Raw genomic sequence first — 25,737 nt, 5'->3', positions numbered from 1 at the left:
TTTTTTAGAACAGCAGTCCTTATAGCTAAAAATTCAGGAGATTCGCCTCTTAAAAGATTTGCTTATGAACCTCGGATTAGATCAAAAGGTAGCTGTAGTGCTGGCTGCAAGTAAAGGATTAGGAAAAGCCTCGGCAATGGCTTTATCAGCAGAAGGCGCGAAAGTCATCATCGGTTCCCGGAACGCGGCAGAACTTAACGAGGCCGCAGAAGAAATCAGCTCAAAAACGGGCAATGAAGTGTCCTGCTTCCCGGTAGACGTTAGCAATAGCGGGCAATTGACTTCGTTTATAAATGGGGCGGGCAGCCTATACGGACGGATAGATATATTGGTTAATAACGCCGGCGGGCCACCTTTCGGAAAGTTTGAGAGCTTTGACGACATTCAATGGCAACAGGCTTATGAACAAAATATGCTCAGTTTCGTTCGCACATCCCGGTTGGTATTGCCGTTCATGAAAACGGCAGGCAGCGGCCGTATTATCAATATCGTTAGCGGTTCGGTCAAGTCTGTATTGACCAACTCGGTGCTGTCTACCGCGATGCGTATGGGCGTAGTTGGTACGGCCAAAATGCTTGCCGACGAATTAGGCGTTTATGGAATTACCGTCAATAACATTGCGCCGGGCCTTATTTTGACAGATCGGATCAGGCACACACTGCCCCGGGACGTGGACCCCGAAGAGGCAATTAAGGAAAAAGCTAAAAGCATTCCACTCAAACGCATTGGTAAGCCGGAAGAGTTTGCAGCCCTGGTAGCATTCCTTTCATCTGCCCAGGCGGCATACATCAGCGGGACAACCATACAGGTAGACGGAGGCGCCAGCCGCGCTATTTTTTAATAAGATTTGAACTTGTTGCCTGTAATTCTCTCACTCTCAGCAACATCGAACCTCTGATCTACTTGTATGCAATTGCCGCGCTTGATGGCCCCGTTAATGGAATGATTGAAGTTGATTTAAACCCGGCAATATTTGCCCACCCGTTAAAGTCGGCAAATGTGTAATCAAATCCGGTACCTGTTTCAATAAGCATATTCAAACTCATCATCATTCCAAAAACATTTTGCTTTCGCTCATCATCTATTATGTTTTCGATAGCTACAAATGCCCCGTTGGCGGGGAGCGCGTCATAAGCTTTTTTCATTAATGATATTTTATTTTCCTCGTCCCAATCATGCAGGATATTTCCCATTACAACAACATCAGCATTGGGTATCGGCATAGTGAAGAAGTCGCCGCTTGCTGTTTTTACCTGGTCGGATAGCCCGAATTGTTGTATAGTTGCGTTTGCAACAGGCTCAACCGGCGGCAGGTCAAAACTGGTGCAACGCATATGGGCATTATGCCTGGCAACCATCAATGAAAGCAGCCCGGCCGAACCGCCTACATCAATCAGCGTTTTATATTGGGTAAAATCAAATTTTTGAGCAAAGGCCATAAAGTTCCCCATTTGAATGCCACTCATTGCATTAATAAACCCTTTCAATTTTTCAGGATCTGAATATATTAAGCCAAAAAAATCCTCGCTTTTTTTTATTTCGTTTTGCGGAAGTCCGGTAAGCAACCCTTCGCCCAGGCTACCCCAAAATGCATATAAACGATTATTCATCATTTCAAGGATGCCGCCAATGTATGATGGCTTATTTTTATCTAAAAATGTATCTGTGTCCGGCGTATTTGAATAGATAGCGGTATCCAAAATACCTTCACGCTTTAAACAACCAAAAATGGTTAACGCATCTAAAAAATCGTAAACATTCCTGTCGGTACATTTAAGCCCTAAAATGTTTTTGATATCGTTGGCTTTCATGGTTTTCTTTTCGGCAAGCCGGGTGAACAATTGAAAATTTACGGCGGTTAAGAGGATTTTTGAAGGCCAAAAGCCGGTGCCAATTTTCATAATGTTTTCGGGTGATGGCTGGTTAGGTTGCTGTTCCATTTTTTAGTAATTATCGGTTTAAAACTGGTGATGCCTTTCGGCGAATTCTACCCGGGCGGGAGAAATTAATTATCTAAAATACAGGTATTTAATTTAAAAAGAAAGGGGGATTGATAATTATGAAGAATGTATTTATGTTAATTGATTATACCTTTTTCTGTTCGGCCCAAATGGAGGCAAGGCATGATAATTTCTTCGAAAGAATGAATTTTGCTACAAGCCATGCCTTTATTGCTTAAAATGATATCAGTATTTGGAGTGCCACTACGGATGAAGGTACGACTGATTTGAGCAGGGCTTGCGACAAAAGGGAATGATGCATCGGTGAAAAACTATTCCTCGGCTATTCGTCGACACAATCACCTCATTCATCGTCACATTGACACAAAAAATAGGCGGATTTGTTCCCTCAATAAACAAACTTTTTAAATCATGAAAAAGCTATTTTTATTTACTGCAGCCCTAAGCCTTATGCTCTTTTCCTGTAAAAAGGATAGTACCAATAACGGGAGTACCGCCCACGTGACCGTGAAGATGACCGATGCCCCCGGCGCTTTTGATGCCGTAATCCTGAATATCAAAAGTGTGATCATTGTAACCGATAAGGGTGAACAAACGCTCAACGTGGATGGAGGCGCGGTTGATATCCTGCGTTTCCGTTCGGGCCGTGATACTGTGCTGGCCGACCAGGATATCCCCGCAGGGACTATTCAGCAGGTGCGCCTGGTGTTGAACGACAGCGGCAACCGCGTGATTGTAGCCGGAGTATCATATGACCTGACCACGCCAAGCGGCCAGACCTCCGGCGTGAAGCTGAACGTTCATGATAAGCTTACCGCCGGTATCGCTTATACTATGCGTTTGGACTTCGACGCCGCGCAATCCGTTGTATTTACCGGTAACGGCAAGTACATCCTCAAACCAGTGATCCGCGCAATTGCCACTGCCGCTTCGGGTGCGCTGACCGGTGTAGTTAGTCCCGCCGCATCCTCACCGAAGGTATATGCTATTACGGGTGCCGACACCATTGGCTCAACTACAGATGCCACCGGTAAATATTATTTTCCTGGCCTCGCAGCAGGCAGTTACCAGGTGAAATTTGTGCCGGTTAGCCCTTATGCCATCAAAACAGTAACTAACATTTCGGTAACAAACGGCACCGTCACTGATATGGGAACGGTGAATATTACCCAGTAACCCTGGTTTACTATTAAAAGGAAACAGCGGAGATTCAGCGGATGGTTAGATGATCTCCGCACCGTTAACCTATATCAGTAAAAAGCCTTTGATCTTCAGATTAAAGGCTTTTTAGTTGAAATTTGGCCTCAGTGAGGATATTTCTAAGCTCATAGCTTGCAGTGTTTCCTAAATTAGGCTATTTGCTATTCATTTTTTTGAGATAGGTGGGCTGCAAATCTTCAACATCGGTATAGTCAAACGCGGTCCGATAGTGCCTCTTCATACTTCCTGCCATAATTCTATGTCTTTCGCTTATCTTTGCGCGCAATTCAATATTAGCATACAGTGATTAATGTCAACAACATTTCCGTTTCATTTGGCGGAACCACCTTATTTAGCGACGTAACCTTCTCTATCAATGAGAACGATAAGATAGCCCTGATGGGTAAGAATGGCGCAGGCAAGTCGACCATCCTCAAGATCATCGCCGGTGCGGCCAAACCTACTACCGGCAATGTAACCGGACCAAAGGATGCGGTAATAGCTTATTTGCCGCAACATTTGCTTACCCAGGATAACGTTACCGTTTTTGAAGAAACGATGAAAGCTTTTGACGAGGCTAATCAGATGCAGAAAGAGCTGGACGAAGTGAATGAGCAACTTAATATTCGTACCGATTACGACAGTGACGACTACATGAAGCTGATTGAACGGGTATCGGAGCTGAGCGAAAAAGTTTATTCGCAGGAAGAGGTGAATTATGATGCAGAGGTTGAAAAGGTATTGAAGGGATTAGGTTTTGAACGCAAGGATTTCACCCGCCAAACTTCCGAGTTTTCGGGTGGATGGCGCATGCGGATCGAGCTGGCCAAAATTCTGTTAAAGACACCGGATTTGATATTACTGGATGAGCCTACCAACCACATGGATATTGAAAGTATACAATGGCTGGAAGACTTCCTGGTAAACTCGGCTAAGGCGGTGATGATTATCTCCCACGACCGTACTTTTGTTGATAATATCACCAACCGTACCATCGAGGTAACCATGGGCCGGATCTACGATTATAAAGCCAAATACACCCATTATCTTCAGCTGCGTGCCGACCGCCGGGTACATCAATTAAAAGCATACGAAGAACAACAGCGTTTTATAGCCGATAATCAGGAATTTATAGACCGGTTCAGAGGCACGTACTCCAAAACTTTGCAGGTACAATCCCGCGTAAAAATGCTCGAAAAGCTTGAAGTCATTGAGATAGATGAAGTGGATACTTCGGCATTGCGATTGAAATTTCCACCATCGCCACGTTCTGGCCAGTACCCGGTAATGGTTGAAGACCTGACAAAAACCTATGGTGACCATGTGGTGTTCCAAAAGGCAGCCATGGTGATTGAGCGGGGCGAAAAAGTGGCTTTTGTTGGTAAAAACGGTGAAGGCAAATCGACTATGATTAAAGCCATCATGGGCGAGATTGATTTTGAAGGAAGTTTAAAAGTAGGTCACAACGCCAAGATCGGGTACTTCGCCCAAAACCAGGCGGCATTGTTAGATGAGAATTTAACGGTATTTGAAACAATAGATCAGATCCCTTTGAGCGATGGCACGGTAAAAATTAAAGATCTTTTGGGTGCATTTATGTTCAGCGGCGATGATACCACCAAAAAGGTTAAGGTACTTTCGGGCGGCGAGAAGACGCGTTTGGCCATGATCAAGCTGCTGCTGGAACCTGTAAACGTACTGATCCTGGATGAGCCCACCAATCATTTGGATATGAAAACCAAGGATATCATCAAAGATGCTTTAAGAGATTTTGACGGAACGCTTATCCTCGTATCTCACGACAGGGATTTCCTTGACGGACTGGTACAAAAAGTATTCGAGTTTGGCAATAAACGCGTTCGTGAACATTTTGAGGATATCAAAGGGTTTTTGGCTTATAAAAAGATGGATAGTTTGAAGCAGATTGAGCAGGGGTAAAGAAGTTCATTTTTGCTATAAAAGAAAAGCTTGCAATTACTTGCAGGCTTTTCTTTTACAATATTGTTTTATGTGGTCGATACGTTAGTTGAACACTTAACGAAAGTTTTAAAAGCAATGTAAGGGAGCCATCATAAATTTCCCGACTCCCAGTTTGACCAATGGTTGTTTGGTTTGTTTTTCGGTTTCCAAAAACCAGGGTTTCCAGTTACAAGCACTTTTGCAATCAACTGATAGGTTTCCTGGTTACTTGGCAAAATGTGTTTTTGATAAACACTCTCAAAATGAAACTTATCTATAATCGATATTTCAGGCAGGTCACTTGGCAAATGTGCTTTGATATCGTCTTCGGTTGCATTCATAATTAAGGGGTGAGTTTCGCTGAGGTATCGTACTAACCCCTCAAAATTTATTAAGCGCTTCGGGTTATCTTAACCTTATGACCTCTCACAATAACATAGTTAGCGTTTGGATCAACTAACTCGAACTGTTCCATTTCCGACCCGCTTTTGTTTTGTATTCGCTCGTATTCTTCTCCAGTAATTAATATTATACGACTTGCATTGGTAATATAATTCCGTTCAGGGTATTTATCTATAGGATAATTAATGCAGTTTCCTATATAGTCCAATTCGATCTCGGCATCACCACCACGGTTTGCGTAACCGGTTTTTTCAAAAACAATTGCCCAACGGCTTGCATCCGCATAAAGATGGATACGATTACCCGCTGTAGCAAAATAGCCATGTTCAAGGTCAAAAAAGAAATTGTATTTAATATCATCTTTCTTCCCAGCCGGGTAATATTCGCTCGGGATACCTTTAAAGGCAAGATCCAACTGAGTAAGTATTTCTTTTTCGGTGAAGCTTGTTTTAAAAGAAGTATTATTAGCCACGTTATAAAACAATAAAGCGAATGGCAATAAGCCAATGATAAGAATCGGTTTCATGAAACTAAAGTTAATTTATTCAGTAAGAATTACGAAAGTTTTTGAATTTTCATCTAAAGCTTCTCATATTATTTTTGCTCGCTTTCGGTGTTATCACTGAGCTACTTTAACGTTCCAATAACGACAAAAGCCTTGAGACTTCCGTCTAAAGGCTTTTGTCTTAGGATGTGGTCCCGACGAGAATCGAACTCCATCGGCCTATATGCTTTAAACGCTGTTTTTGCGTATATCTTCTTCAAAAACTCACCAGTGTTTCATAAGCCCTGGCTGTAAATGTTATACACAAATTTAAGGATTATTTTTAAAATATCACCAAACGTATTTTAAAAGGATTAGATTCCGTTGATTAAAAATGTGATGTGTTCGATTCTCTTCGGGGTCACTTCAAAAGCAGAAAACGGCCAAGTTGCTATTGCAAAGGCTCTTTTTTGTTTCACCAAGTAATAGAAGTAATTGATTTTGGATCTACATTATACCACGACTCATAGTCAAATCATCCCGCAACTTCAATAATATTACAATTATTGTTCTTAGGAAATACATGTAGTCAAATTCCTGTCGCTTCGCATTTCGGTCGTGAGAACCGTGTAAATACTTATTTCTAATATCCTTTGCGTTACTAAACTCTTTCATATTTAGATAAAAGTTCAGATAACTTACCTCCTCCTTGTTAAATAAACCATCGGCCGTTTCCAAAAAACCTTCTCTGATCAGACGATCTATTGCCGTCCTAAACGGTGCCGAAATATGCCAATAGCTGATGTATCCATTCTTCCGCAGTTTTCCTGCTATGAAAACCATAACCGGATCGATCATTTCGATAACATCATTTTCTGCATGGTGCAAATAACCCTGATCGATAGCGCGCTCCAAATGGGGCTGCTGGTAGGCTTCAAATTCTGATTTATATGTTTTTTGGGTGGACAGCCTTTGAAACACCGTATGTCGGTCTTCCATGTCTCCTCGATCTGCTAAAATGCTGTTAGGATCAAAGAAATAATGCTGTATTTCGCGAATTCTGTCATTCCTTGAGAAAACATATTTTTTCTTTAGCAGGCTTGGGACATCGCTAAAATGCACCGGTGATGAATCCAATTGCAGCAGTTCATGATCAATAACACCATCAATAACAAAATTTTTGAATTGCTTGATCAGATAATCAATTTCCGGCGCTGCCGACTTGATTTTTTCAGCAGGTGTCAAGCTATGAATTGGCATTTTAAAAACGAGATCTTTGATGCCACAAACATCACTAAAAAACACATGTACAAATCTTTCCAAAATCGCTTCGATTGAGGAACCTTTATCAGTCAAATAATGAGTCATGATTCCCAGTTGCGCTAATGAAAGCATATTTTTACGTTCAAATACTATCCCACGCTGGTACTCATTTTTAGAATGCATGAAAAGCTTCTCCAACTGATCCATCTCCGAATCCTTGCTTAGCAACGAAATCAATCCTTCTTCATCTGTGTATTGAAAGAGGTCGCTAAAGACGTTAAAAAGTTCCAGTTCAGTTGCCAACGAATCGAAATATCGGCCTCCGTAAACGATGGTCGGTTCCTCACGTTTATCATCGTAGATTAGCGGCTCAACCTGATTTTTATCGAGGCTGGCAGCTACACCAATGCGAATCGAATTCTCGCTATTAAATATTTCATCCCGTTTCCTTTCAGAAATCCGTTTCGCTCCCAAACGGACTTTTGGCGAAAGCTTTAGTTGCCTGGCGTTACGTGCGAGATCAATAAAATTCAGATTTGGGTCTTCAGACTCTATATAGTTTGTTATAATAATTTCCTTGTCCGTATCTGTTAGGCTTTTCGGAAAATGATAATTGCTTTGGTCTCCATCCCTTTTTTGTTCATAATGCGACAATAGCAATTCGGCAGCGTCCTCATAATTAAATAAAAAAAACCGGATTTCATGATTATAATGATCGACCAGCCCCTGTAAGGAAAGTATTTGGCGTATGTGATGAGGATAAGTTGATAAAATTTTTTCAAACACTGACCGGTCAACCTTTTTCTGCAATTGGAAATACCGAAAGACAAGCCAAAAGCTTTCCCGGTTATCAAACTCCAGCTTTCCGACTTCCTGAACCATTTCCTCATCCGATAGATTGTAAAGGAACAATCTTATTGCAGCCATTGCTTGGCCTACTTTAGCCTTATACCCCTCAATCTGCTCTACCGACCAATGCGTCAGAAACATTTCTATTTCAAAATATCGCTGAATATGATGAAATTCTATCAAGTCGTTGAGATCTAATCCACCGAAATCGAGGGTTCTATCCAATAACTTTTCGGCATTGCCCAGCATATGCGGCGCCATTAAATCACGCTTGGAAAAAAAGATAACACGTTCGAGCCTATTCATATTAACTGTATTTATTATAATTTTTTAAGCAAAGCAACGACTATCAATCCATTTATACTTGAATGGAATTGATTAATAAAGATAAGGTTAACCAAGAACCTGCCGATGATTAAGCTTTTCAAATTTCCTGATACAAAGAAAAAGGGAATGTGCGCAATCTATTTGCGCAGTAAACATCAAATTGTCTATACGGGGAATTTTTCTTTGTGTAAAATACTTGAGTGACTGTTGAGGAAAAAATTAGCATAGTACGCTGAAAATAAATGGATGGAAATCTTTTCAGACCACGTAGCTATTAGCTGATGGGGGTTCGTTATCAGCGGAGCGGGAATGCTGCTAACAGGATTATTCACCCTCAGTTTCCGAACCATCAGAGCTTACATGGCCAGTTGATATAAGTTTGATCTCGATGCTCAAAGCCTTTACTTCGACAGCTAAGCAAGCGGGGCTGTGATTTATTCACATCCCCGCGATGCTTTCGCTGGGGCTACTTGGTCGTTCCTCCTCGCGTTTCTTGGCGGTACATTACAAATTTCATTATGTAAATCCGGATAATCTATTCTTAACGTTTCTAAAACATTCAAAAACATGGGATATTTTAGTCTACATTTATTCGCTCACGAAAACTTACCTAATGAATACTCGAGAAATGCGATTTGTTGATTGTATAGTTCCTCAGTTCTTGACAGATACTGTTCTATCTTTTTTGTGGCGGTTTCTAAAACGGATTTTTCAGCTTTGAAATTTTTTGTTTTAGGCTTTGGATATCCTTTATCGAAAAGATTGTAGAAAACAAACTCCGTGTCATCATCTGTGTCCTTATAAAGGATATATTGGTAATCATCAGTAAACAGGCTTATTATCTGTTGCAGTTTGGCAAATTTTCCTTCCTGTCTGTTGTATCCCAACTTAAGCTCTATCGCACATCGTTGTACAGTTTCAATCGCTTTAATCATAAATGATATTGCAGACTTGTATTCTTCTTTCTTCAAGTGGGTTTCTATTCGTTTTAACAGGCTACAGCACTCTTTATGAGCGTTTTTCCAGCACCGTTCCAACACCTTCTTATGCATTTCGACAGTCACATATTCAGGATTTGGAATTACAAGATCCTGGTCGGTATATAATACTGTCCCTGCATATACTACCCATTCCCAAAAGCGTGGATTCGTTTTGATTTCATCTAACGCACTTTTGAGTTTATAAACGAGGGGAACGATAAATGTTTTTCCAAGCCTGTCAGATTGAATTTTATCCGATATCTCATCTTCTGTTATTCCAACCCGATCATCAACTAAAATTAACAGGTAAATCCTGTCTGCATATGGCAGAGCGCCCAGGTGGCATAAGTGCCGGATAAATGGAAATTCTTTTACGAGAGTCTCGGCCATTTCCCCGAATTTAAATTCCTTCTCTAATCTGTTTTTTCGTTTAAGTGCTCGTGGCAACTTCCAATCGAAAAGATTGTAATTTTCCGTGTCCTCCATAATCGTGATCACTTTCCTGCCGTCTTTAGTATAAGATAAATGATGGCCGTTATTTGTAGTGAGGGTTTCCCACACCGCACCGATAGCAAGTTGTTCGACCATATAAGCTGCCGAGTGGAGTTTTAAAAGGTCGTCGAATAATTGGGGCATATTGCCTTCAAATTCTGCTACGGTCAATGCCTTATTGCTCAGCGCTGAGTAAAGCCAGTAATCAAAATAGTCACGGATATCCTGCAAGCCGATATAGCCAAAGATTCGTCTAAAGACGATATACGGATTCCGCTCTTCGTAAAACGACAAATCATCAGGAAAATATTTCCAGGTATTCTTGGCAAAATTTAACTGCCAACCCTCAACAAGTTCAGCCTTATCCCAATCATCCGGGGTTTTTCTGTCAAGCCACAAAATATAGCAGATCTCGATCATCCTGACCCATTCATTTACCGCCTGTACAATTTTAGCTGGGCCGTCTTTACCACCCTGGTAATGTGTATCGCTTAGCGCAAATGCTTTTAATTGTTCCAGCAAACGTTTATTCCTTTCGGGTTCGCCCCAAAAACTGTCGCGTAGCGCGCGATAGGGATCGCGGATTTCATTGAATAGCAGGAATTTAGGATAGTTCTCCCACGGTACATAATGTTCGTCACCTCGCATAGCTTAATAAATTGAGTGAATAATAACTTGATATTCGAAGTTGATGATACCCGCTTGTATACCCTAATTAACCATTTTCTAACTTATATTTTCGCCCTGCATATTTCACCGTTTATTATTTCTATATTAGATAAAGCGGCACATTTTATTATTTTTTTTAATTTTGAGCATACTCTATATACTAACTTATGAATACTACCGACACACCAAAGAATATCCATCAAGGCCGCAATGTTAAACGTTTTCGTGAAATGCTTGGGTTAAAGCAAGAAGCACTCGCCATTGCTCTCGGTGAGGAATGGAGTCAGAAAAGGGTGTCACTCCTGGAAGCGAAAGAAGTTATAGAACCTGAGTTGCTGACTAAAGTTGCTAATGCTTTAAAAGTACCTGAAGAAGCGATCAAAAATTTTGATGAGGAAAAAGCAATAAACAACATTCAAAATAATTATGATAACGCAGTAATACATGCAGGCCCGGCAATTAATTTTCAATGCACTTTTAATCCAATAGATAAATGGCTTGAAGTCATCGAAGAAAACAAAAAGCTTTATGAACGCCTCCTACAAAGTGAACGTGAAAAAGTAGAAATCTTAAAGAATAAAGGTTAATGGAAGAGTATGCTGGTGAAAACAATTACCAGGATAGGGTATTTGCATTTATCAACGATAAAGAATTTGCTGCTATAGACCAGCGATTTAAACCTTACTTCGAACTTCATAAGATTGCAGCCGTTTTTGATCTGTTTGATGTTATTCAATCCGATTCCGGTGGTAATAATACAGCCAAACTCATTTGGAAAACGCAACGGGACTTACCTATCGAACTTAAGAAAGCCGTTATCGACGTTTACAGCAGACATTTTCAGAATTAGATTTACCTCTACATCGTAGCCGATTGGCCAGATAATCACAAACGCACCCAGTCATATCACCGCTTAAACAACAGGGGCTGTTAGCAGGAAAACTGTCAAGGCCCGGCGATAGCCGGTTTATATAGCCTTGACTGTTTTCCTGCGTAGCTAACTTTGTGACTGCGGTGCCGTGACTAATTAATATTCAGCGGGCGGGACAGGCAGGTGTGTATGAGGAACGAATACACTCCTGCGCGCGCGGCGGCGAGGCTGGCGGCGCAATGACACCCGAAGCGGAGCGCGTGGTGTAATGGAGCCGCCTGCCGCAGCCGCATGGGCTATCTTTACTTAGCGTGATAGCTGTTGTCCCCGATCATAACCCTGTCCCGGTCTTCTCTTCTTTTTGCGCCTCCTGCCGTCGTCTACAGTCGGCGGCCCATAGTTTTTGGCAGCACCATCAAGTAATACATCTAGGATGCCTTTGCTATGGCTTTGCTGGAAAAGGTTGCCGGACTCCTGAACCCTCTGTTTTTCCCTGAACTCAGCCTTTTGTTCGTAGCTTCCATTTTTCATAGCATTCGCATATCCAAAAGATTCTTTGACCTCCCTTTCATAATTAAACATTCTGTCAAAAATCTGCTCCGCCGACTGCTTAAAAGCTACCCGGTCAAACTGTCCAACGATTTTACTATGTTCAGCATTCGTCCCTTTTGAATTATTTAAAGGGCTTAACTTGATGGTATTACTGGCATCCTTCCTACTGACAATGACCTGAACATGCATCTGTTCTCCTGGTTTGACATCCCCTCTGCTGGCCTTGCCTTTTCTCACTTCCAAATCTTTATGAGTATAATACCTGTTGTTTTCCAGCTTGGCATAATAAACCAGGTCCTGGTTACCTGCTACCCGGTCACGTTTAAAGTTTTTAGCATAAGCATTCATCACCTCATTGGCGTAAGCTTTTAAATATCCTTTCGCGCCCTCCTTTCCAAACTTCTCCTTCAGGTACAATAACTCTTTTTCACTCGGGCTGATGTTCACCAGGAAAAACTTGGCATCGTCTTTTGAAAGTTTCGCTACGTTATTATCGATACCCGACCTTACCTCATAGGGCTGGATATTATCCCGTTCGTGGTTGAACCAATACTCCGGCTGGTAATGCTTATCCAGCACTTCGGCCATACGGTTCTCTTTTTCCAGGTAGGCTACCAGCCGGCTGCTGCTGCCTTTATTGTTCCCGGTTTCACTGGTTGTGATATTGATGTGCATTTTTTTCTCGATTAGTTGTAAATAAAATACCCCAATACGCGCTGGCTCATTATTGATGTCAAAGACTTTCCAACTGTTCCCTTGCAAAACGTACCAGCTCATCCTTATCTGCCTGCTTCGCAAATACATTTAAGTTCTCCCGCTGGGAAACGTAATGCTCCAGGATTGATTTGAAACGGGCTTTCAGGTTTCTTTTTTCCAATTGCAGCCTGTCTATAATTTGCAGGTATTTCACGATCTCTTCAATCGCTTTTCTTTGGGCGAGATAAGCTTCTTTCTGCTCTTTGTTATGCGTGATGATATATTGATTAAAATACTCCACGATCTTCGATTGTGAACTAACAATACGCTCCGAATCTTTTTTTAAGGGCATCAAAAGTTCCTGCTCCTGTGTCCTGATAAACGCAACGATATTGTCCGTCTTCCTGTTGATCGCATTTTTCAATAGCTCATCGTTCAGATCCCTCGGATCTTTCTTCGTCTTATAAAAATAGTCTACCATAAACATGAACAGGTCAAGCTTCGAAAGGCCGCATTTATTAGCAATGATCACCAGCTTCTCATCTGTCTTCACCGGGAACCGGATCGTTTTTATATTTTCATCCTTGCTCATAAGTTCTTTCGTATTGCAATAATTGAGTATACCGCCAGGTATACTGTTTTCTTTATCGGTAGCATAAAAGCGGGAGGAAAGTATACCGCAGGTATACGCAAAACCGCGTTAGCCCCGCAGGGCGAGCGGAAAAGTCGGGTGTGCCCGACTTCCGCTCGCTCCCTCCGCTTTTGCGAAGCGACCACCGCTTTTCTTCCTGATTTGCGAAGCAAATCATTACCTGTACAGCTATCGGCTGCACCGGGTTTATATATTATATAGCTCAATATCTGACTATACCTATATCGGAATAACCAGTTATTCCGATATGCGGTTATCCATATAGCCCGATATGCAGATATACGGATATAAAACACCGGGCTATACTTCCCAACCGGCAGGCCAGTAAACCTGGCTGCCGAGTTTAGGATGGTATGACGGCTGATAACGGATGTAACCATATTCATCGAGTTCTTTGATACACTTGTGATAGGTTGCGATAGAGGCGATCTTGCTGAACGTCATCATCGCCTTCCGGGTGATTGAAAAAGGGTTGGCATAACCATTCCGTTGCCAGTGAACGAACAGGCCTGTAAACAGGCTGACATGCGTTGCATTGAGCCGCTCGTCTTTGCTCATGCGTTTGAGCAACTTACTATAACCGGCAAGTTCACTGACCGCAATTTTATGAATACTCATTGCAGTCCTCCTTCCAGTAGCTTATTAATGTCGTCGAGCTTGTAATACATGATGCTGCCGACACGGGTATAACTCAATGTTCCGTTGATCCGCAGGTTCTGTAAGGTGCCCGGTGATATTTTGAGCAGCTTTCTTACTTCGTTACTTTTGAGCCATTTTTTGGACTGGCCCTGGCCATCCAGTTGAACCAGCCTTTTGATTTCTGTTAACAGTTCGCTTTTAAATTCATTCAGATCTCCTTTAGTGATCAGTTCGCTTGCATTCATAATCGCCTCCTTCGTTAAATCATTACTTAATACTTGTACCGTCCATACCGGGTACTAAGCAAAGATGTGGGCAAAGGGATATTTTTCATTACCATAAGCCAAGCTATGGTAACGGCAGTCAAAGCATCGTGCTGAAAAAGAGTGCGCTGAATAGTTTCGTGGCAATTGTTAATGTTTGCCAGCAAAAGAAAAGTGAACGTATGATCAGTTCTTAACCTGCCCTGCGTTTTGCAGGAACGATGTTAAAATGCTGGTTTTCGGAGGGGATGGCAGATGACCTGCCGCTCGGGTTACCTGCGTCACGCGGATAATAGCGCCGTACACGGTCTAACTTGATCGGCTCGCCGTCTTCCTGAAAGTACCGGCAAATCAGTTTGGCCCAGGTGATCGGCATCTGTGAAAATACCAGTTCCTTATCGCCAACTTTTAGCGCCTCGATCTTCTTGAAAAGGTCAACTACCGTGAGGAAATGACCACTGGTAATATTGATGGGATAATCGGTATCCAACTTCTCAGCCTCCCTGCGCTCATCCATCAGGCGTTGCACTTGTTCTTTGAGTATTTTGATCTGGCCTTCCTTCTCTGCAATGATCTCAGCCTGGGTACGGCCAAGGTTCCACTCATCAATACTTTGAAGATATTCTGCAAACCGATTAAGGTGAAACTTGTAGCGGAAGGTTTGGGCATGACTTGAAGTATACCTATCTTTTTGCCTTAATTGTGCAATAGCATCTTGTATGACTTCCCACACATACCTGAAGAACTCCTGCTGAGTTGCATCCTCGTATTCAGATAAAAAGAATTGCAGATGGTAGCTATACACTTCATCGAATTCTTGTTCACTCTTTCGATAAAGCATGTTAAGAAAATGGTTGTCCTCAACTTTTTTGTTCCAAAAAAATGGGCGGCCTATGTCATTAGTGTCTTTATTAAAATCGAAAGGAGATCGGTGTTTGAAATATTGTTCGCGCATAGGTTATGATTTAACCTAAAGTTATAATTTAACCACTACAAAAAAATTTAATGCTAATCCAATTATTCACAATTTATTTACCAAAATTTGGTAAAGCCGTTTTTTTTACCTATTTTTGGTAATAATTAATAAAAAGTTTAACTAAAAGCTTAGCAGTAAATTTATGAGTGACTAATGAATGTGATTATTGAAGACGACTACCTTGCAGATCTGTATGCGGGTGTCGGGGTGAAAGGAAAGCCGAGGTATAGCGAAGATATCATTCGCGGATTCCGTAAAAGGGTAACGCAAATGAAAAACGCTAAAGACAGTAATGACTTGAGAAATCTGAAGTCTTTGCACTTTGAAAAGCTTTCCGGAAATCTAAGAGGGAAAAACTCCATTAGGGTCAATGATGCTTTCCGCATCATCTTTAGACTGGAGTCGGACGGTACGAATGAACGTTTAGAGATCATTATGATCGAGGACCTTAACAACCATTACGACTGATCTGTATTTCTTAATCACTTTACCGATTAATTTACAAAGGGACTGTAAATACATGGTAAATCAAGTGTATTCAAAAAACGGAGACGAATTAAAGACTGATTTTGTGCTCCACCCCGGCGAGGTTTTGTTAGACGAGATCGAAGCCAGGGAATTAAAAAAATCAGCAGTTGCCGCTGAACTGGACATTCTGCCGGGCCACCTGAGCGAGATGTTCAAGGGCAAGCGTTCCATCAGTGCGATGACTGCCGTAAAACTGGAGAAGGTTTTAGGTGTCAGCGCCGAATTCTGGCTTGGGTTGCAGAGCGATTACGATCTGGCTCAGGCGCGAAGAATTCTAGCAGCATAAACAGGCGGGCCGCGAAAGCGGCCCGTTTTAATTATCAAATGTCCTTGAAGAAAAAAAATACCGAAACAAAAAAGCCAGCCGATTGGTCCGATGACCCGCACTTCAAAGCCATGCTGGCCAAGTTACAGGAACAGCAAGACAAGGAAACAAGCAGGCAGGAGGATCTGAGCAGGTTCGCTGCTAAACTGGATAATGCCGATCCGGTGCAAAATGCCTATGCACTCATTCACTATTATTATGAGCAGCATAACCGTTATTATGGTGACTATGAATTTTTGATACTGCTGGCCAGCCGCGGATTCGATGTGAGTGTCTATCAAATGTCTGTATTCAAAGACTGGAAAGTCGCAGCGGCGGATGAGATCGAAAAACAGTCCTGGTCAAGCCATTATAATGCGAATACAGGAGAGCAAAAAGTAGTAAAGACCAATCTTGAAGAGATTTGGCCATTCCCCGAATTTTGGCGGAGCGGCCGTAATGAGGCGAACAGTATCGATGCGACAATGCTGCGTATGGTCGATCATTTCAAGATCAATGGCTTCGATGGTTATTGGAACGAAATGAAGCAGGATGTCGAACTTTCGGTTGCGGGAAATTCCGAGGGGCAACATGCCATGGCGCAGTACCTTTTCAATATGTGCCGCTCAGAAACAGGTATCGGACTTTTACAAGAGCGAATGGCTATCATCATCGAGATCATGATCAAAGGCAAGCCTCACAACATCAAGCATTTTTGGGAATACCAGGATCTGAATAAAGATGGTAGGTATCATTATAAATGCCCTTACATTGCCGCTGGTCTGTTATTCAGCATCCTCAAATTGGGATTAAGGGAAAAATATGGCGACGTGGTCGGGGCTTGCGAAAAATATCTTCTGTCAGCCCAATCAGCAAATGGCGGTTGGAAGGCAGTTTCCCTGCATGAAACGGAATCTGTTGATGCTACCGCCGTTTGCACGCACGCTTTAGCATTGATGGACAGGGCGAAAAATCAACAAAGCCTCACTTTAGCAGGAGAATACCTGCTGAGCAAACAAGATAGTTGGTGGTTGTGGCATGAGGACATTAACCCGTATGTCAGTTACCCCTACCTTTCCGTGCTTGTACTCGACGCCTTAGAATTGGCGCGGGGAAACGACAGCAAGCTGACTTTTAAACTTGCGCCTTTACAGCAAGGCATACAGAATTCGGAAAACATTAAAAAAATCATAATAAATCAAATGGGAGATAATTACAATTTCAACGGCGGCCAGTTCGGTGCCGTAGGCCATGAGGCGAAAGCAGAAAACAACACTTTCAATCAGGCCAACTACCAACTACCCGCAAACCTCAATTATGAGCAATTAGCTGCGGAATTAGACCAACTGAAAACGGCGATGAAAGGCAAAGCGGATACACCAGAGGAATACCTTGCGCTTGCGGAAGTAGCCAACGCAAGGCAGGCCGCCAGTGAACAAGACGGCAATAAGGTCGTACAAAAACTTTTAGGCGCGGGTAAATGGGCATTAGATACTGCGAAAGATATCGGCGTGGGTGTGGTGGTCGAATTGCTCAATAAACACATCTCCGGGTAAACGGGAGGTTAGCACATCCTTCGAGTGATTACACCCTATACAACCGGAAAAAATAGACTTGGTCTATTGATCAGGCCGCGCCGGTGCCCGTTCTGCCAGTCAGCTGACCGTATCCTTTCTTTTGTTTCAGTTAGCTGATGCCGACTTTTGGGGGCGCTCCTATCAGATACCCATTACAAATGACTCATTAAGGCGCGGTGGTGCTGCGGGAAACAAAGCGCCGCCGTGCCGGACCGGTCGCAGCCGGGAGACCGGCAACTGCCTTTCCGAAGTAATTCGGAAGGTGCACCCGGAGGGCAGCAAGCTCTGCCACGGGCAGTACTTGCTGGTCGGTGGTCGAGCGGCTGAAGTGATACAGCATTGTAGTGATGTTGATTTTCGATATCTTGCGTCTTCTAAACCATGATCATGTCTTCTTCAGAAAATATCTTTCAGATCTGGGACCGTATCGGTAGAAAGGTCATACATTACGAAAATAAACTTATTCAGCTATAAGTTTTCCTAGTCCTAAGACTAATGTCGTAAAACGAGTTACTTTCTCTGCTAAAACAGAAACCGCCTATCGTGAATTTCAATCGAACGGGTTTGCGGCCCATTCTTCACTAACCACCAGGTCCAGGAATGTGGGATCGCCGCTCGGTGCTTCCAAAAACCCCAATCGATCGTTAAGGCTTTTCCATTTCAGTAATTTGATCCGGTAACTGATAAAAACGACCAGGTCATAAGGCCCTTCGTAGCCATCTTGAGTAGAGGCCTTGAGCCGGTAATGGATCAGTTCACACTGGTTGAGTTGCTCCAGCAAAGCATCAAAATGCAGTTTTGCACGTTTTTCGATATCAACTACCTGATAAAAAATAACGTTACGATGTAACTCTTGTCCGTGCGCCGCGATCTCTTTATATTCTTCGGTGAGTTCAGGAAATAACCGTTTGGCACTTTTACGCTCGTCGAACAGCCATTGGGTCTGTGAGTTGATCTCCGCGCCCTCGTTATGCAACAAAAAGGCCAGGACCAATTTGCCTTTGGGTGTCAGAAAGCCCAATTCAAAAGCCAGCTCGTTCAATTGTCTAATGGTTTCACCCGCGCCTTTGAACGCGGTGATCGCCTGACAATATTGATGCACGATCTCCGCGTGTTTCTGATCGGCCTCCGCTAATTTTTCAAACAGTTTTTTCTCGATCGCCTGGAGATCTTTGACATCCTGCTCATACGAGGCACCGATGGGGTCCCAGAAAAAGTCAATGATCTTAACGCTGCCGAATGCATCGATCATGACGTTATACAAGCGCAGATCATTATGGATCACGCCGTAATGATGGGATTTCTCCATCCCGGTTACGAGTTCAGCGATCATATTGTAATATTGGTTCAAGCCGATCGTCGCACTGGTTTTGATGAATTCCTCTAGGGTTTTGCCGTGGATATATTCCATCAGGTAGCCTACCTTCGGTTCAGCGCCGTCTTTTACATTGACCAGCCCGTAGACCGTAGCGATCTCCGGTTCGGCGGACAATCGCGCCAGTTTTTGGAACTCAACCTCCTGGTATTCGTTAAAGTTATCGATCTCGAATACCTTCAATACATAGCTTATCCCGGTCACAGGTTCCCGGTATACATAGATACCCAGATTGGAGATTATGATGAATGAGACCACACCATTTCGGCGCAAGCTGACCCACTGTTTCGGGGCAAACTGACCATGGTATTTCGGGGCAAACTGACCCACCAAAACGCATAGCAAATGCTGTAGAAGCAACCATCTTTTGAGGGCAAAAGACCCGTTCTAAGATGGCCAATTTGACAATCAGCATGAGTAAGATTAGAAAGATTTTAAGGATGAACAGCCAGGGTCGCAGCACGCGATTTATAGCTGCCCAGATTGAATCATCCCGGAATACCGTAAGAAAGTACCTGGCGGTCCTTAAGAAGAGCGGCTTTACCTTTGAAGAAGTTAATAACCTGAATGATAAGGAACTGGAAGACCTTTTCGGCAAGACCAGAGAAAACAACCAGCCAAGCAGCCGTATGCAATCCATGCTGCGCTGCTTTCCACACGTTGATAAAGAGCTCAAAAAGACCGGGATGAACCGGCAGCTCCTGTGGGAAGCTTATATCAAAGAGTTTCCCGACGGCTATAAGTATACCCAGTTTTGCACGTATTACAACCAATGGAAGACCAGGGTCAACCCGACCATGCACATGGATCACAAGGCCGGGACAAGCTATACGTCGATTTTGCGGGTGAAAAGATGAACTATACGGACAAGGAAACCGGTGAAGTCATTGAAGTAGAAGTCTTTGTAGCAATCCTTGGTGCCAGCCAGCTCACCTACGTAGAGGCTGTTATGAGCCAGCAAAAGGAAGACTTTATAGCGGCCTGCGAGAATACTTTGCACTTTATCGGCGGCGTTCCTGCCGCCATTGTACCGGATAACCTGAAAGCGGCTGTAACCAAAAGCAGCCGCTATGAACCAACCCTTAACGAAACGTTTGAGGACTTCGCCGACCATTATGGGACTACCATTCTACCAGCGCGGGCGTACCGCCCGCGTGACAAGGCATTAGTAGAAGGCGCCGTTAAGATCATTTATACCAAGGTATACGCCCTTTAAACAAGCATATCTATCATTCTTTATCAGAACTCAATACGGCGATCCGGCAAGCTCTGGAAGTCCATAACAGCCAGTTGCTCAAGGGGCGCAATTACAGCAGGAAACTACAGTTTGAAGAGATCGAGCGCCAGACCCTGGCACCGCTGCCGGTATTGCGTTACCAGTTCAAAAAGCACTTCTATGCCAGGGTGATCAAAAACGGCCATGTCAATCTCGGCCCTGATAAGCACTATTACAGTGTGCCTTACCGCTTTATTGGCAAGCGGGTTAAGCTGTTATATTCCCGTACCATTGTAGAGATCTACTCCAATTATGAGCGTATCGCTTTGCACCCGCGCGAAAAGAACCCCTATGGTTATACGACCGACAAAGAACACATGGCCAGTGCCCACCGCTTCAAAAGCGACTGGACGCCAGATATGTTCCTCAATTGGGCGGCCTCCATCCACGAGGATGTCAGGTTATATATCCTTCAGATACTGGAGCGTAAACAACACCCCGAACAGGCTTACAAGTCCTGCCTGGGAGTACTTGGCTTTGCAAAAAAAGCAGGGAACGACCGGTTAATAATGGCCTGTCAGCGAGGGCTCAGTTATGGCCTTTATAGCTATAAAACGATACAAACCATATTGGAAAACAAGATGGACAACTATGAGGAAAGCATATTTGCCGATGAGCTGCCCATGCCTGATCATGGTAATATCCGGGGAAAAGACTATTACAAATAACCATTTAAAACAACAATAACATGAACACAAGCACCTTAGACAAACTGCGGAAGATGAAGTTCTTCGGCATGTTCCATGCCTTTAAAAGCAGCATGGAAACCGGTAAAACAAACGATTACACGGCAGATGAACTGCTGGCCCACCTGGTAGATGCAGAATGGGACGACCGGCAGAACAGGCGTATTGAACGCACCATCCTATATGCCCGGTTCCGCTATAAAGCTTCAATTGAAGATGTTCACTATCATGCTGACCGAAGTATTGACCGCAACCAGATCATGCGCCTGGCGGATTGTACGTTTGTTGACCGCTTCGAGAACCTGCTGATCACCGGGAGTACAGGTATCGGTAAAAGCTATATTGCTTCTGCTGTGGGCTACCAGGCCTGTGTATTGGGCTACCGGGTATTGTACACCAGTACGCCCAAACTATTTGCCAAGCTCAAGATGGCCAAGGCCGACGGCTCCTATATGAAAGAGCTGGCTAAGATCGAACGCCAGCAACTGCTCATACTCGACGACTTTGGTATCCAGCCATTTGATGCACAAAGCAGGGCGGCACTAATGGAGATCATTGAAGACAGGCACGGAAAGACCTCGCTGATCATTACTTCGCAGCTGCCGGTCAGTAAATGGTTTGAGGTGATCGGTGAAAAAACGATTGCTGATGCTATCCTGGACCGGATCGTTCATGATGCACACCGTATCGAGCTAAAGGGGGAATCTATGAGAAGAAAACGTAACGTAGAACCGGAAAACAGCCACTAATGAAATTACCTTTTAAATAACTATTTTTGTACGTGCTTTTATAGCATTTGCTGCAACCCAAAAGTCAGCTAACCCCTGGGTCAATTTGGCCCGAAACAGGGTGGTCACTATCTCCATAATATACAAGCTAAGATCAACGCAAACATTTCGGGAGTAATGTCAATTTTTGTCCCTCTGTAATAATCCAGATAGATCTGCCATGGGGCTTTCATATTGTTCAGAAAACAAAGCTGGCAAGCCTTAAGGCCAAGTTCGAAGCCTAATGTCGGGGTGCCTTCGTAGACTAAATAATCTGCCACCTTCTGATAGCCTTCAAGATTTCCCACTGCTTTCAAGTAGGACAGCAGGGTTTCGTTAAAGGCATCTTCGGTCATTGAAATAACCCGGCTAAGTTCTGTGGAGATAAACAATTGTGGAATTGTACCGTGGTTGAGTACCGCCTTGTTTATATATTTGAGATTAGCGTCAATGACCTCCCAATGATGACCGTGAAAAGCAGATTTCCATACAAAGTCGATTGTGGCGAAGGAAAGCGCTTTCTCAGATTTTCCGGATTCGTGAATATATTGGAAATAGAACCGGTAACTTTTTGAATATTCAAACACTCCCTTTTCTTCAAACCACGAAATAATTGGATTATAAACTGTTCTTTCGAGTGAAATTTGATTTTTTATCAGCTGGTCGATAATGTACCTGCGGAAACTTTCATGATAAATACTGTATCCGTTTTGAGAAACATTCAGTTTGATGACCGGTCTCAGGGTTTCCAGTGATTTTTCAACTAGCTTTCCTTCGCCGGTGATCTCCTGAAGTTCATTCGTTGTCACACTGAAATTGATCCCGCTAAGTATTCTTGGTATCTGTTCCTTCAGGCTCAACTTACTTAATAAGTATTGATAATATCCCTTCAGACCTGCGTCGTAATGTGGGATCTGCTGCAAATGTTCAAGATCGATGCTTTCGAGATTCTGAATTTCTTCAACAATGTATCGGAGGTACAATGGATTGCCACAAACCTTTTGGTCAAGGTATTGGGACAATTTTTGATCGTCGGCTACCAATTGATCCTCAATTCCGCACTTATTCAGGTAGCGTTCAATTTCAGAATGCGCCCATCGCGGTATCAAGATCGAATGAAAATGATCAAGTTCTACTAATTCAGTTATAGGCTGCGATATAGAGAGTATTTTAACGAACGGCGAAGGGGTTAATTTATTAATGGCATGAAGAATATCGATCTCTGATCGCTTAAGATCAACCGAAAGATTTCTAAATTGATAAATACGCTCAATATGGTCGATGCCATCAATAACAAGGATTGTCTCTTCATCGATAGCGCTTAATAATAAATTGAGTTCCTCCAGGTCACTTGCATAGACCTTTGCTTTAGAATCTTTCAGCTTTGGAAAGATGTCAAGGATCTCCTTGATAAGGTTAGCGTAGAATACGTTGATCTGGATCCGTTCTTTTTGAAACTGATCATTCAGGTCGGTATAACAAAGATGGCGAATCAAATGAATTTCCGTGCCCGTGACATATTTTTTAAAATTTTCTACCAGCCACGATTTACCCATCCCTGGTTCTCCGGTCAAGGAGATCCGCTGATGTGCTTTCAATTCGAGGATCAGTTGATCATAGATCGAAACGGTCTCTATTTTCTGATTTTCATTGATAGGGAATACTTGCTGGATTGCACCGTAATCCGTTTTGATGCTGAAATTGTCGTAAAAATCAGCGGTTGTGAAGGCAACCCCTGAACTACGGTGTTTTCTAACTTTTGCCAGTAAAGCGGCAGCAAATTCTTGCTTTTTGTAATGATCATTGGGGAAATAGCCAATACCTAAACCTTCGACCTTATCTAAGACCAGTTTTTCCAGCGGTCCGGGTTGATAGAGATCCTCGCTGAATTTAGGTAATTCAAGTTCTATGGTCAGGTAAGTTAGAAATTCGCTGAATTTCTGACGATCTATTTGTTGCTGTTTGAACTTATTCCAACCTTGAGGCGGGGTGCCGGCTGCGGGCCAGAATTTGTCTATGTTGAATTGGAATACCCTCGTTTGAAATCCGGAAAAAGAACCTTCCATTAAAAGTTCATCCATAAGATCGGTCAAATTCGCATCTGGAGAATTCCATGCCAGGCAAAGCCGGACATAAGTTTTTGGTTTAATACTTGAGATCCATGAACTATAAAGGCTGAAAAGCGCTAGTTGGTAGTTACCATCATTGGCTAGATCATTTTTAGTAAGGGTATGGTTATTTTGCTCATTACTATATTTAACCTGCTTTTTATATACCGCGTCGGAATGTAAGATGGTAAAATCATCGAACCTGTCTTCTTTATATTCCTTAACGTCGATATAAAAATCAGAGATGTTGAATTTAACGACATCATCTAAAATATAATAGCAACATAAAAGGTCCTGATAGCTATATCCCTGATGGGCATCCCCAAGTGCCATATCAATCTTTAAAATAAGTTAACACCCTAAGAAAAGACTCAACGGTTAAAACCTCTACAGTTTCATCTTTTTCGGGATGAGTGATAGTGATGAGAGCGCCGAGATCAGGTGCCTTCTCGATCTTTGTGATCTGCTCTGAATCGATCCCAACCGGACCGTTGGCTGTAACTACAGTAATTTGGTATTTATAATGAGTTCCCATAAATTCGCACTTTAACAAGGTTTATTATCTTCGCCGTTATGAACTGATAAATATAATAATTGGTAGTTACTGATATTAATATTTAGGCGATTTGTCAATAATAAACTAATGCTCAAGGTTTACCAAATTTCATAAATCCACAGACCATTTTGACCTTTTTGCCACCAAAATTCAGGGTCAGGCGGTATCGTTAAAAGACTACAAAATAAATTACGTATAATATTGATTATCAGCATCTTTTGAGGGCAAGATTTGCAACTTTAAATTCAGGATGAATTGAGGTGAGTGATTCGGTGAGGAATATCGAACAGCTTCATAAGTAACTGAAAAACAAACCATTGGAAAGGACGGATAAATCCCTCCATTATTTAACCTATCATTCAGTTATTATAAATAAAAATTATTTTCAATTTCGCACCAAGCCTACAGTTTTGTATATTTGTTGTATACGATTGACGGCAAAATACTGTATTGTACAAATCGTTGAATGATCTTTTAAGAGTTCATAACCCATTATAATTTAAGGACTTATAAGCGAGGTTCGATTCCCGCTCTCAATACATTCTAACAAAACTTTTCTTTGCGCTATTTGAAATACCTGTTGCCGAACATGCTTTTATTGTAAACTTCGAAGTCTTCCTTAAGTTTAGCAAAACCAGGTTCTGTTCACCAATGAGCATATCCTCTGAAATTATTGTTTTAATAACATTGATATTTCCCAGCTTTTCACGAAAACAGAAACCTTCACAATTTACACACACAAAACTGAAATTCGTGTCGTTCATTTCAGCTTCAAAAATATTATATAACCCTGGTACTTTTCATCCGACGGCGCTGCAACAATACCCCAACCGTTTCTGTTTAAATAATGTTTGATAATATCCTCGTTAGATAATTTCATATCTTTTACTATCCGCTCCCTGTATCTTTTAAAAAATGAGGTGGATAAATGGTCGTCATATTTTTTTCTAAAGTTAATGCGGCAAGATAATTACCTTCAGGTCTATTATAGATTCCACAAATACCAATCAAAGGTTTTTCCCGATCGCTACGTTTGGATGCATATAAATTAACTTTAAAAAGATTTTTTTTGAGTCTTGTCCGGCAATAGTAAGTTTGAGAAACAGGATATCGACTTGATTTTAATACCATTCTTTTGAAATCTCTATGGCAGTTATCGATCTTACTTTCAAGCGTACGCAAATCACTATAGAGTTCTTTATGATTTCATTTAAAGTCATTGAGGGAACTATCATAACTAAATTTTTTTGTTAAAATGAGTATCGGTTACCATCGCTCGTTATGTGAACAATTATTATTATATTTAATTACTAATCTAAACCAAA

At 42.4% G+C, this 25,737-nt stretch carries 26 protein-coding genes; 12 read left to right on the top strand and 14 right to left on the bottom strand.

The window, feature by feature from the left end:
- Positions 1-64 precede the first annotated feature (64 nt).
- Entirely contained in the window at positions 65-841 is a 777-nt protein-coding gene (locus DIU38_RS23690; RefSeq protein WP_112657365.1) for an SDR family oxidoreductase, read from the top strand.
- Positions 842-899: 58 nt separating this feature from the next.
- Here the strand turns inward: DIU38_RS23690 and DIU38_RS23685 are convergent, their stop codons facing one another.
- Positions 900-1,940, bottom strand: a complete 1,041-nt coding sequence (locus DIU38_RS23685; protein WP_112657367.1) for a methyltransferase — start codon at positions 1,938-1,940, stop codon at positions 900-902.
- Positions 1,941-2,372: 432 nt separating this feature from the next.
- Between DIU38_RS23685 and DIU38_RS23680 the strand changes: the two genes are divergently transcribed.
- Positions 2,373-3,137 carry a DUF4382 domain-containing protein gene (locus tag DIU38_RS23680; protein WP_112657369.1) on the top strand — a complete coding sequence of 255 codons (765 nt, stop codon included), beginning with the start codon at positions 2,373-2,375 and terminating at the stop codon, positions 3,135-3,137.
- Between the two features lie 327 nt (positions 3,138-3,464).
- Positions 3,465-5,099: an ABC-F family ATP-binding cassette domain-containing protein gene (locus DIU38_RS23675; protein WP_112657371.1), complete on the top strand. Its 1,635-nt coding sequence runs from the start codon at positions 3,465-3,467 to the stop codon at positions 5,097-5,099.
- 131 nt (positions 5,100-5,230) lie between these two features.
- On the opposite strand, the gene DIU38_RS23670 is transcribed toward DIU38_RS23675, so the two are convergent.
- From DIU38_RS23670 to DIU38_RS23655, 4 genes are all read right to left on the bottom strand, one after another.
- Positions 5,231-5,461 (bottom strand): DUF7003 family protein, encoded by a 231-nt coding sequence (locus tag DIU38_RS23670; protein ID WP_112657373.1) that lies wholly within the window; start codon positions 5,459-5,461, stop codon positions 5,231-5,233.
- 50 nt (positions 5,462-5,511) lie between these two features.
- On the bottom strand, positions 5,512-6,048 hold the full coding sequence (locus tag DIU38_RS23665) for a DUF7003 family protein (RefSeq protein ID WP_112657375.1): 537 nt from the start codon (positions 6,046-6,048) through the stop codon (positions 5,512-5,514).
- A 465-nt stretch (positions 6,049-6,513) separates the two neighbouring features.
- Complete coding sequence (locus DIU38_RS23660) at positions 6,514-8,424, bottom strand: hypothetical protein (protein WP_112657377.1); 1,911 nt, start codon at positions 8,422-8,424, stop codon at positions 6,514-6,516.
- Positions 8,425-9,041: 617 nt separating this feature from the next.
- Positions 9,042-10,565, bottom strand: a complete 1,524-nt coding sequence (locus DIU38_RS23655; RefSeq protein WP_112657379.1) for a hypothetical protein — start codon at positions 10,563-10,565, stop codon at positions 9,042-9,044.
- A 188-nt stretch (positions 10,566-10,753) separates the two neighbouring features.
- Here DIU38_RS23655 and DIU38_RS23650 point away from each other — a divergent pair, with 188 nt between their 5' ends.
- A complete protein-coding gene (locus DIU38_RS23650) occupies positions 10,754-11,173 on the top strand; it encodes a helix-turn-helix transcriptional regulator (RefSeq protein WP_112657381.1) in 420 nt (139 codons plus the stop codon).
- Positions 11,173-11,436: a hypothetical protein gene (locus DIU38_RS23645; RefSeq protein ID WP_112657383.1), complete on the top strand. Its 264-nt coding sequence runs from the start codon at positions 11,173-11,175 to the stop codon at positions 11,434-11,436. The genes DIU38_RS23650 and DIU38_RS23645 overlap by 1 nt, the downstream gene beginning before the upstream one ends.
- A 327-nt stretch (positions 11,437-11,763) precedes the next feature.
- Here the strand turns inward: DIU38_RS23645 and DIU38_RS23640 are convergent, their stop codons facing one another.
- The 5 genes from DIU38_RS23640 to DIU38_RS23620 all read right to left on the bottom strand — a co-directional run bounded on the left by DIU38_RS23640 (position 11,764) and on the right by DIU38_RS23620 (position 15,214).
- Positions 11,764-12,684: a DUF5712 family protein gene (locus DIU38_RS23640; protein WP_112657407.1), complete on the bottom strand. Its 921-nt coding sequence runs from the start codon at positions 12,682-12,684 to the stop codon at positions 11,764-11,766.
- A 58-nt stretch (positions 12,685-12,742) separates the two neighbouring features.
- A complete protein-coding gene (locus DIU38_RS23635) occupies positions 12,743-13,297 on the bottom strand; it encodes a BfmA/BtgA family mobilization protein (protein ID WP_112657385.1) in 555 nt (184 codons plus the stop codon).
- Between the two features lie 360 nt (positions 13,298-13,657).
- Positions 13,658-13,975: a hypothetical protein gene (locus tag DIU38_RS23630; RefSeq protein WP_112657387.1), complete on the bottom strand. Its 318-nt coding sequence runs from the start codon at positions 13,973-13,975 to the stop codon at positions 13,658-13,660.
- Positions 13,972-14,241 (bottom strand): helix-turn-helix domain-containing protein, encoded by a 270-nt coding sequence (locus DIU38_RS23625; RefSeq protein WP_112657389.1) that lies wholly within the window; start codon positions 14,239-14,241, stop codon positions 13,972-13,974. Before DIU38_RS23625 ends, DIU38_RS23630 begins: the two co-directional genes overlap by 4 nt.
- 211 nt (positions 14,242-14,452) lie before the next feature.
- Positions 14,453-15,214 (bottom strand): hypothetical protein, encoded by a 762-nt coding sequence (locus DIU38_RS23620; RefSeq protein WP_112657391.1) that lies wholly within the window; start codon positions 15,212-15,214, stop codon positions 14,453-14,455.
- Positions 15,215-15,388: 174 nt separating this feature from the next.
- Here DIU38_RS23620 and DIU38_RS23615 point away from each other — a divergent pair, with 174 nt between their 5' ends.
- Genes DIU38_RS23615 through DIU38_RS23605 form a run of 3 tightly spaced genes read left to right on the top strand, consistent with a single transcriptional unit; the run spans position 15,389 to position 17,623 of the window.
- On the top strand, positions 15,389-15,703 hold the full coding sequence (locus tag DIU38_RS23615; protein WP_112657393.1) for a type II toxin-antitoxin system RelE/ParE family toxin: 315 nt from the start codon (positions 15,389-15,391) through the stop codon (positions 15,701-15,703).
- Positions 15,704-15,755: 52 nt separating this feature from the next.
- Complete coding sequence (locus DIU38_RS23610) at positions 15,756-16,049, top strand: HigA family addiction module antitoxin (protein WP_112657395.1); 294 nt, start codon at positions 15,756-15,758, stop codon at positions 16,047-16,049.
- Positions 16,050-16,093: 44 nt separating this feature from the next.
- Positions 16,094-17,623 carry a prenyltransferase/squalene oxidase repeat-containing protein gene (locus DIU38_RS23605; RefSeq protein ID WP_146752300.1) on the top strand — a complete coding sequence of 510 codons (1,530 nt, stop codon included), beginning with the start codon at positions 16,094-16,096 and terminating at the stop codon, positions 17,621-17,623.
- 571 nt (positions 17,624-18,194) lie between these two features.
- On the opposite strand, the gene DIU38_RS23600 is transcribed toward DIU38_RS23605, so the two are convergent.
- On the bottom strand, positions 18,195-19,349 hold the full coding sequence (locus DIU38_RS23600) for a protein kinase domain-containing protein (protein ID WP_208102603.1): 1,155 nt from the start codon (positions 19,347-19,349) through the stop codon (positions 18,195-18,197).
- Between the two features lie 83 nt (positions 19,350-19,432).
- On the opposite strand from DIU38_RS23600, the gene DIU38_RS34205 reads away from it, so the two are divergent.
- The 4 genes from DIU38_RS34205 (at position 19,433) to istB (ending at position 21,730) form a co-directional block, all read left to right on the top strand.
- Positions 19,433-19,876 (top strand): HTH domain-containing protein, encoded by a 444-nt coding sequence (locus DIU38_RS34205; protein ID WP_244311233.1) that lies wholly within the window; start codon positions 19,433-19,435, stop codon positions 19,874-19,876.
- Entirely contained in the window at positions 19,873-20,235 is a 363-nt protein-coding gene (locus DIU38_RS34200) for a DDE-type integrase/transposase/recombinase (protein ID WP_244311232.1), read from the top strand. The genes DIU38_RS34205 and DIU38_RS34200 overlap by 4 nt, the downstream gene beginning before the upstream one ends.
- A gap of 74 nt (positions 20,236-20,309) precedes the next feature.
- A complete protein-coding gene (locus DIU38_RS34195) occupies positions 20,310-20,963 on the top strand; it encodes a Mu transposase domain-containing protein (RefSeq protein ID WP_243770637.1) in 654 nt (217 codons plus the stop codon).
- A gap of 20 nt (positions 20,964-20,983) precedes the next feature.
- Entirely contained in the window at positions 20,984-21,730 is a 747-nt protein-coding gene (gene istB, locus DIU38_RS23590; protein ID WP_112659074.1) for an IS21-like element helper ATPase IstB, read from the top strand.
- A 107-nt stretch (positions 21,731-21,837) separates the two neighbouring features.
- Here istB and DIU38_RS23585 read toward each other — a convergent pair whose 3' ends face one another.
- The 3 genes from DIU38_RS23585 to DIU38_RS23575 form a co-directional block, all read right to left on the bottom strand.
- A complete protein-coding gene (locus tag DIU38_RS23585) occupies positions 21,838-24,189 on the bottom strand; it encodes an NACHT domain-containing protein (RefSeq protein WP_112651784.1) in 2,352 nt (783 codons plus the stop codon).
- 1 nt (position 24,190) lies between these two features.
- The gene (locus DIU38_RS23580) at positions 24,191-24,391 is read right to left on the bottom strand and encodes a hypothetical protein (RefSeq protein WP_146750353.1); all 201 of its coding nucleotides are present in this window, start codon (positions 24,389-24,391) and stop codon (positions 24,191-24,193) included.
- 909 nt (positions 24,392-25,300) lie between these two features.
- On the bottom strand, positions 25,301-25,594 hold the full coding sequence (locus tag DIU38_RS23575; protein WP_146750352.1) for a hypothetical protein: 294 nt from the start codon (positions 25,592-25,594) through the stop codon (positions 25,301-25,303).
- Positions 25,595-25,737: the final 143 nt, after the last annotated feature.

Source organism: Mucilaginibacter metallidurans (assembly GCF_003286435.2).
Lineage (GTDB): Bacteria > Bacteroidota > Bacteroidia > Sphingobacteriales > Sphingobacteriaceae > Mucilaginibacter > Mucilaginibacter gossypii.
Note: the sequence above shows the minus strand (reverse complement) of the source record. Positions and strands in the feature narration are given on the sequence as shown.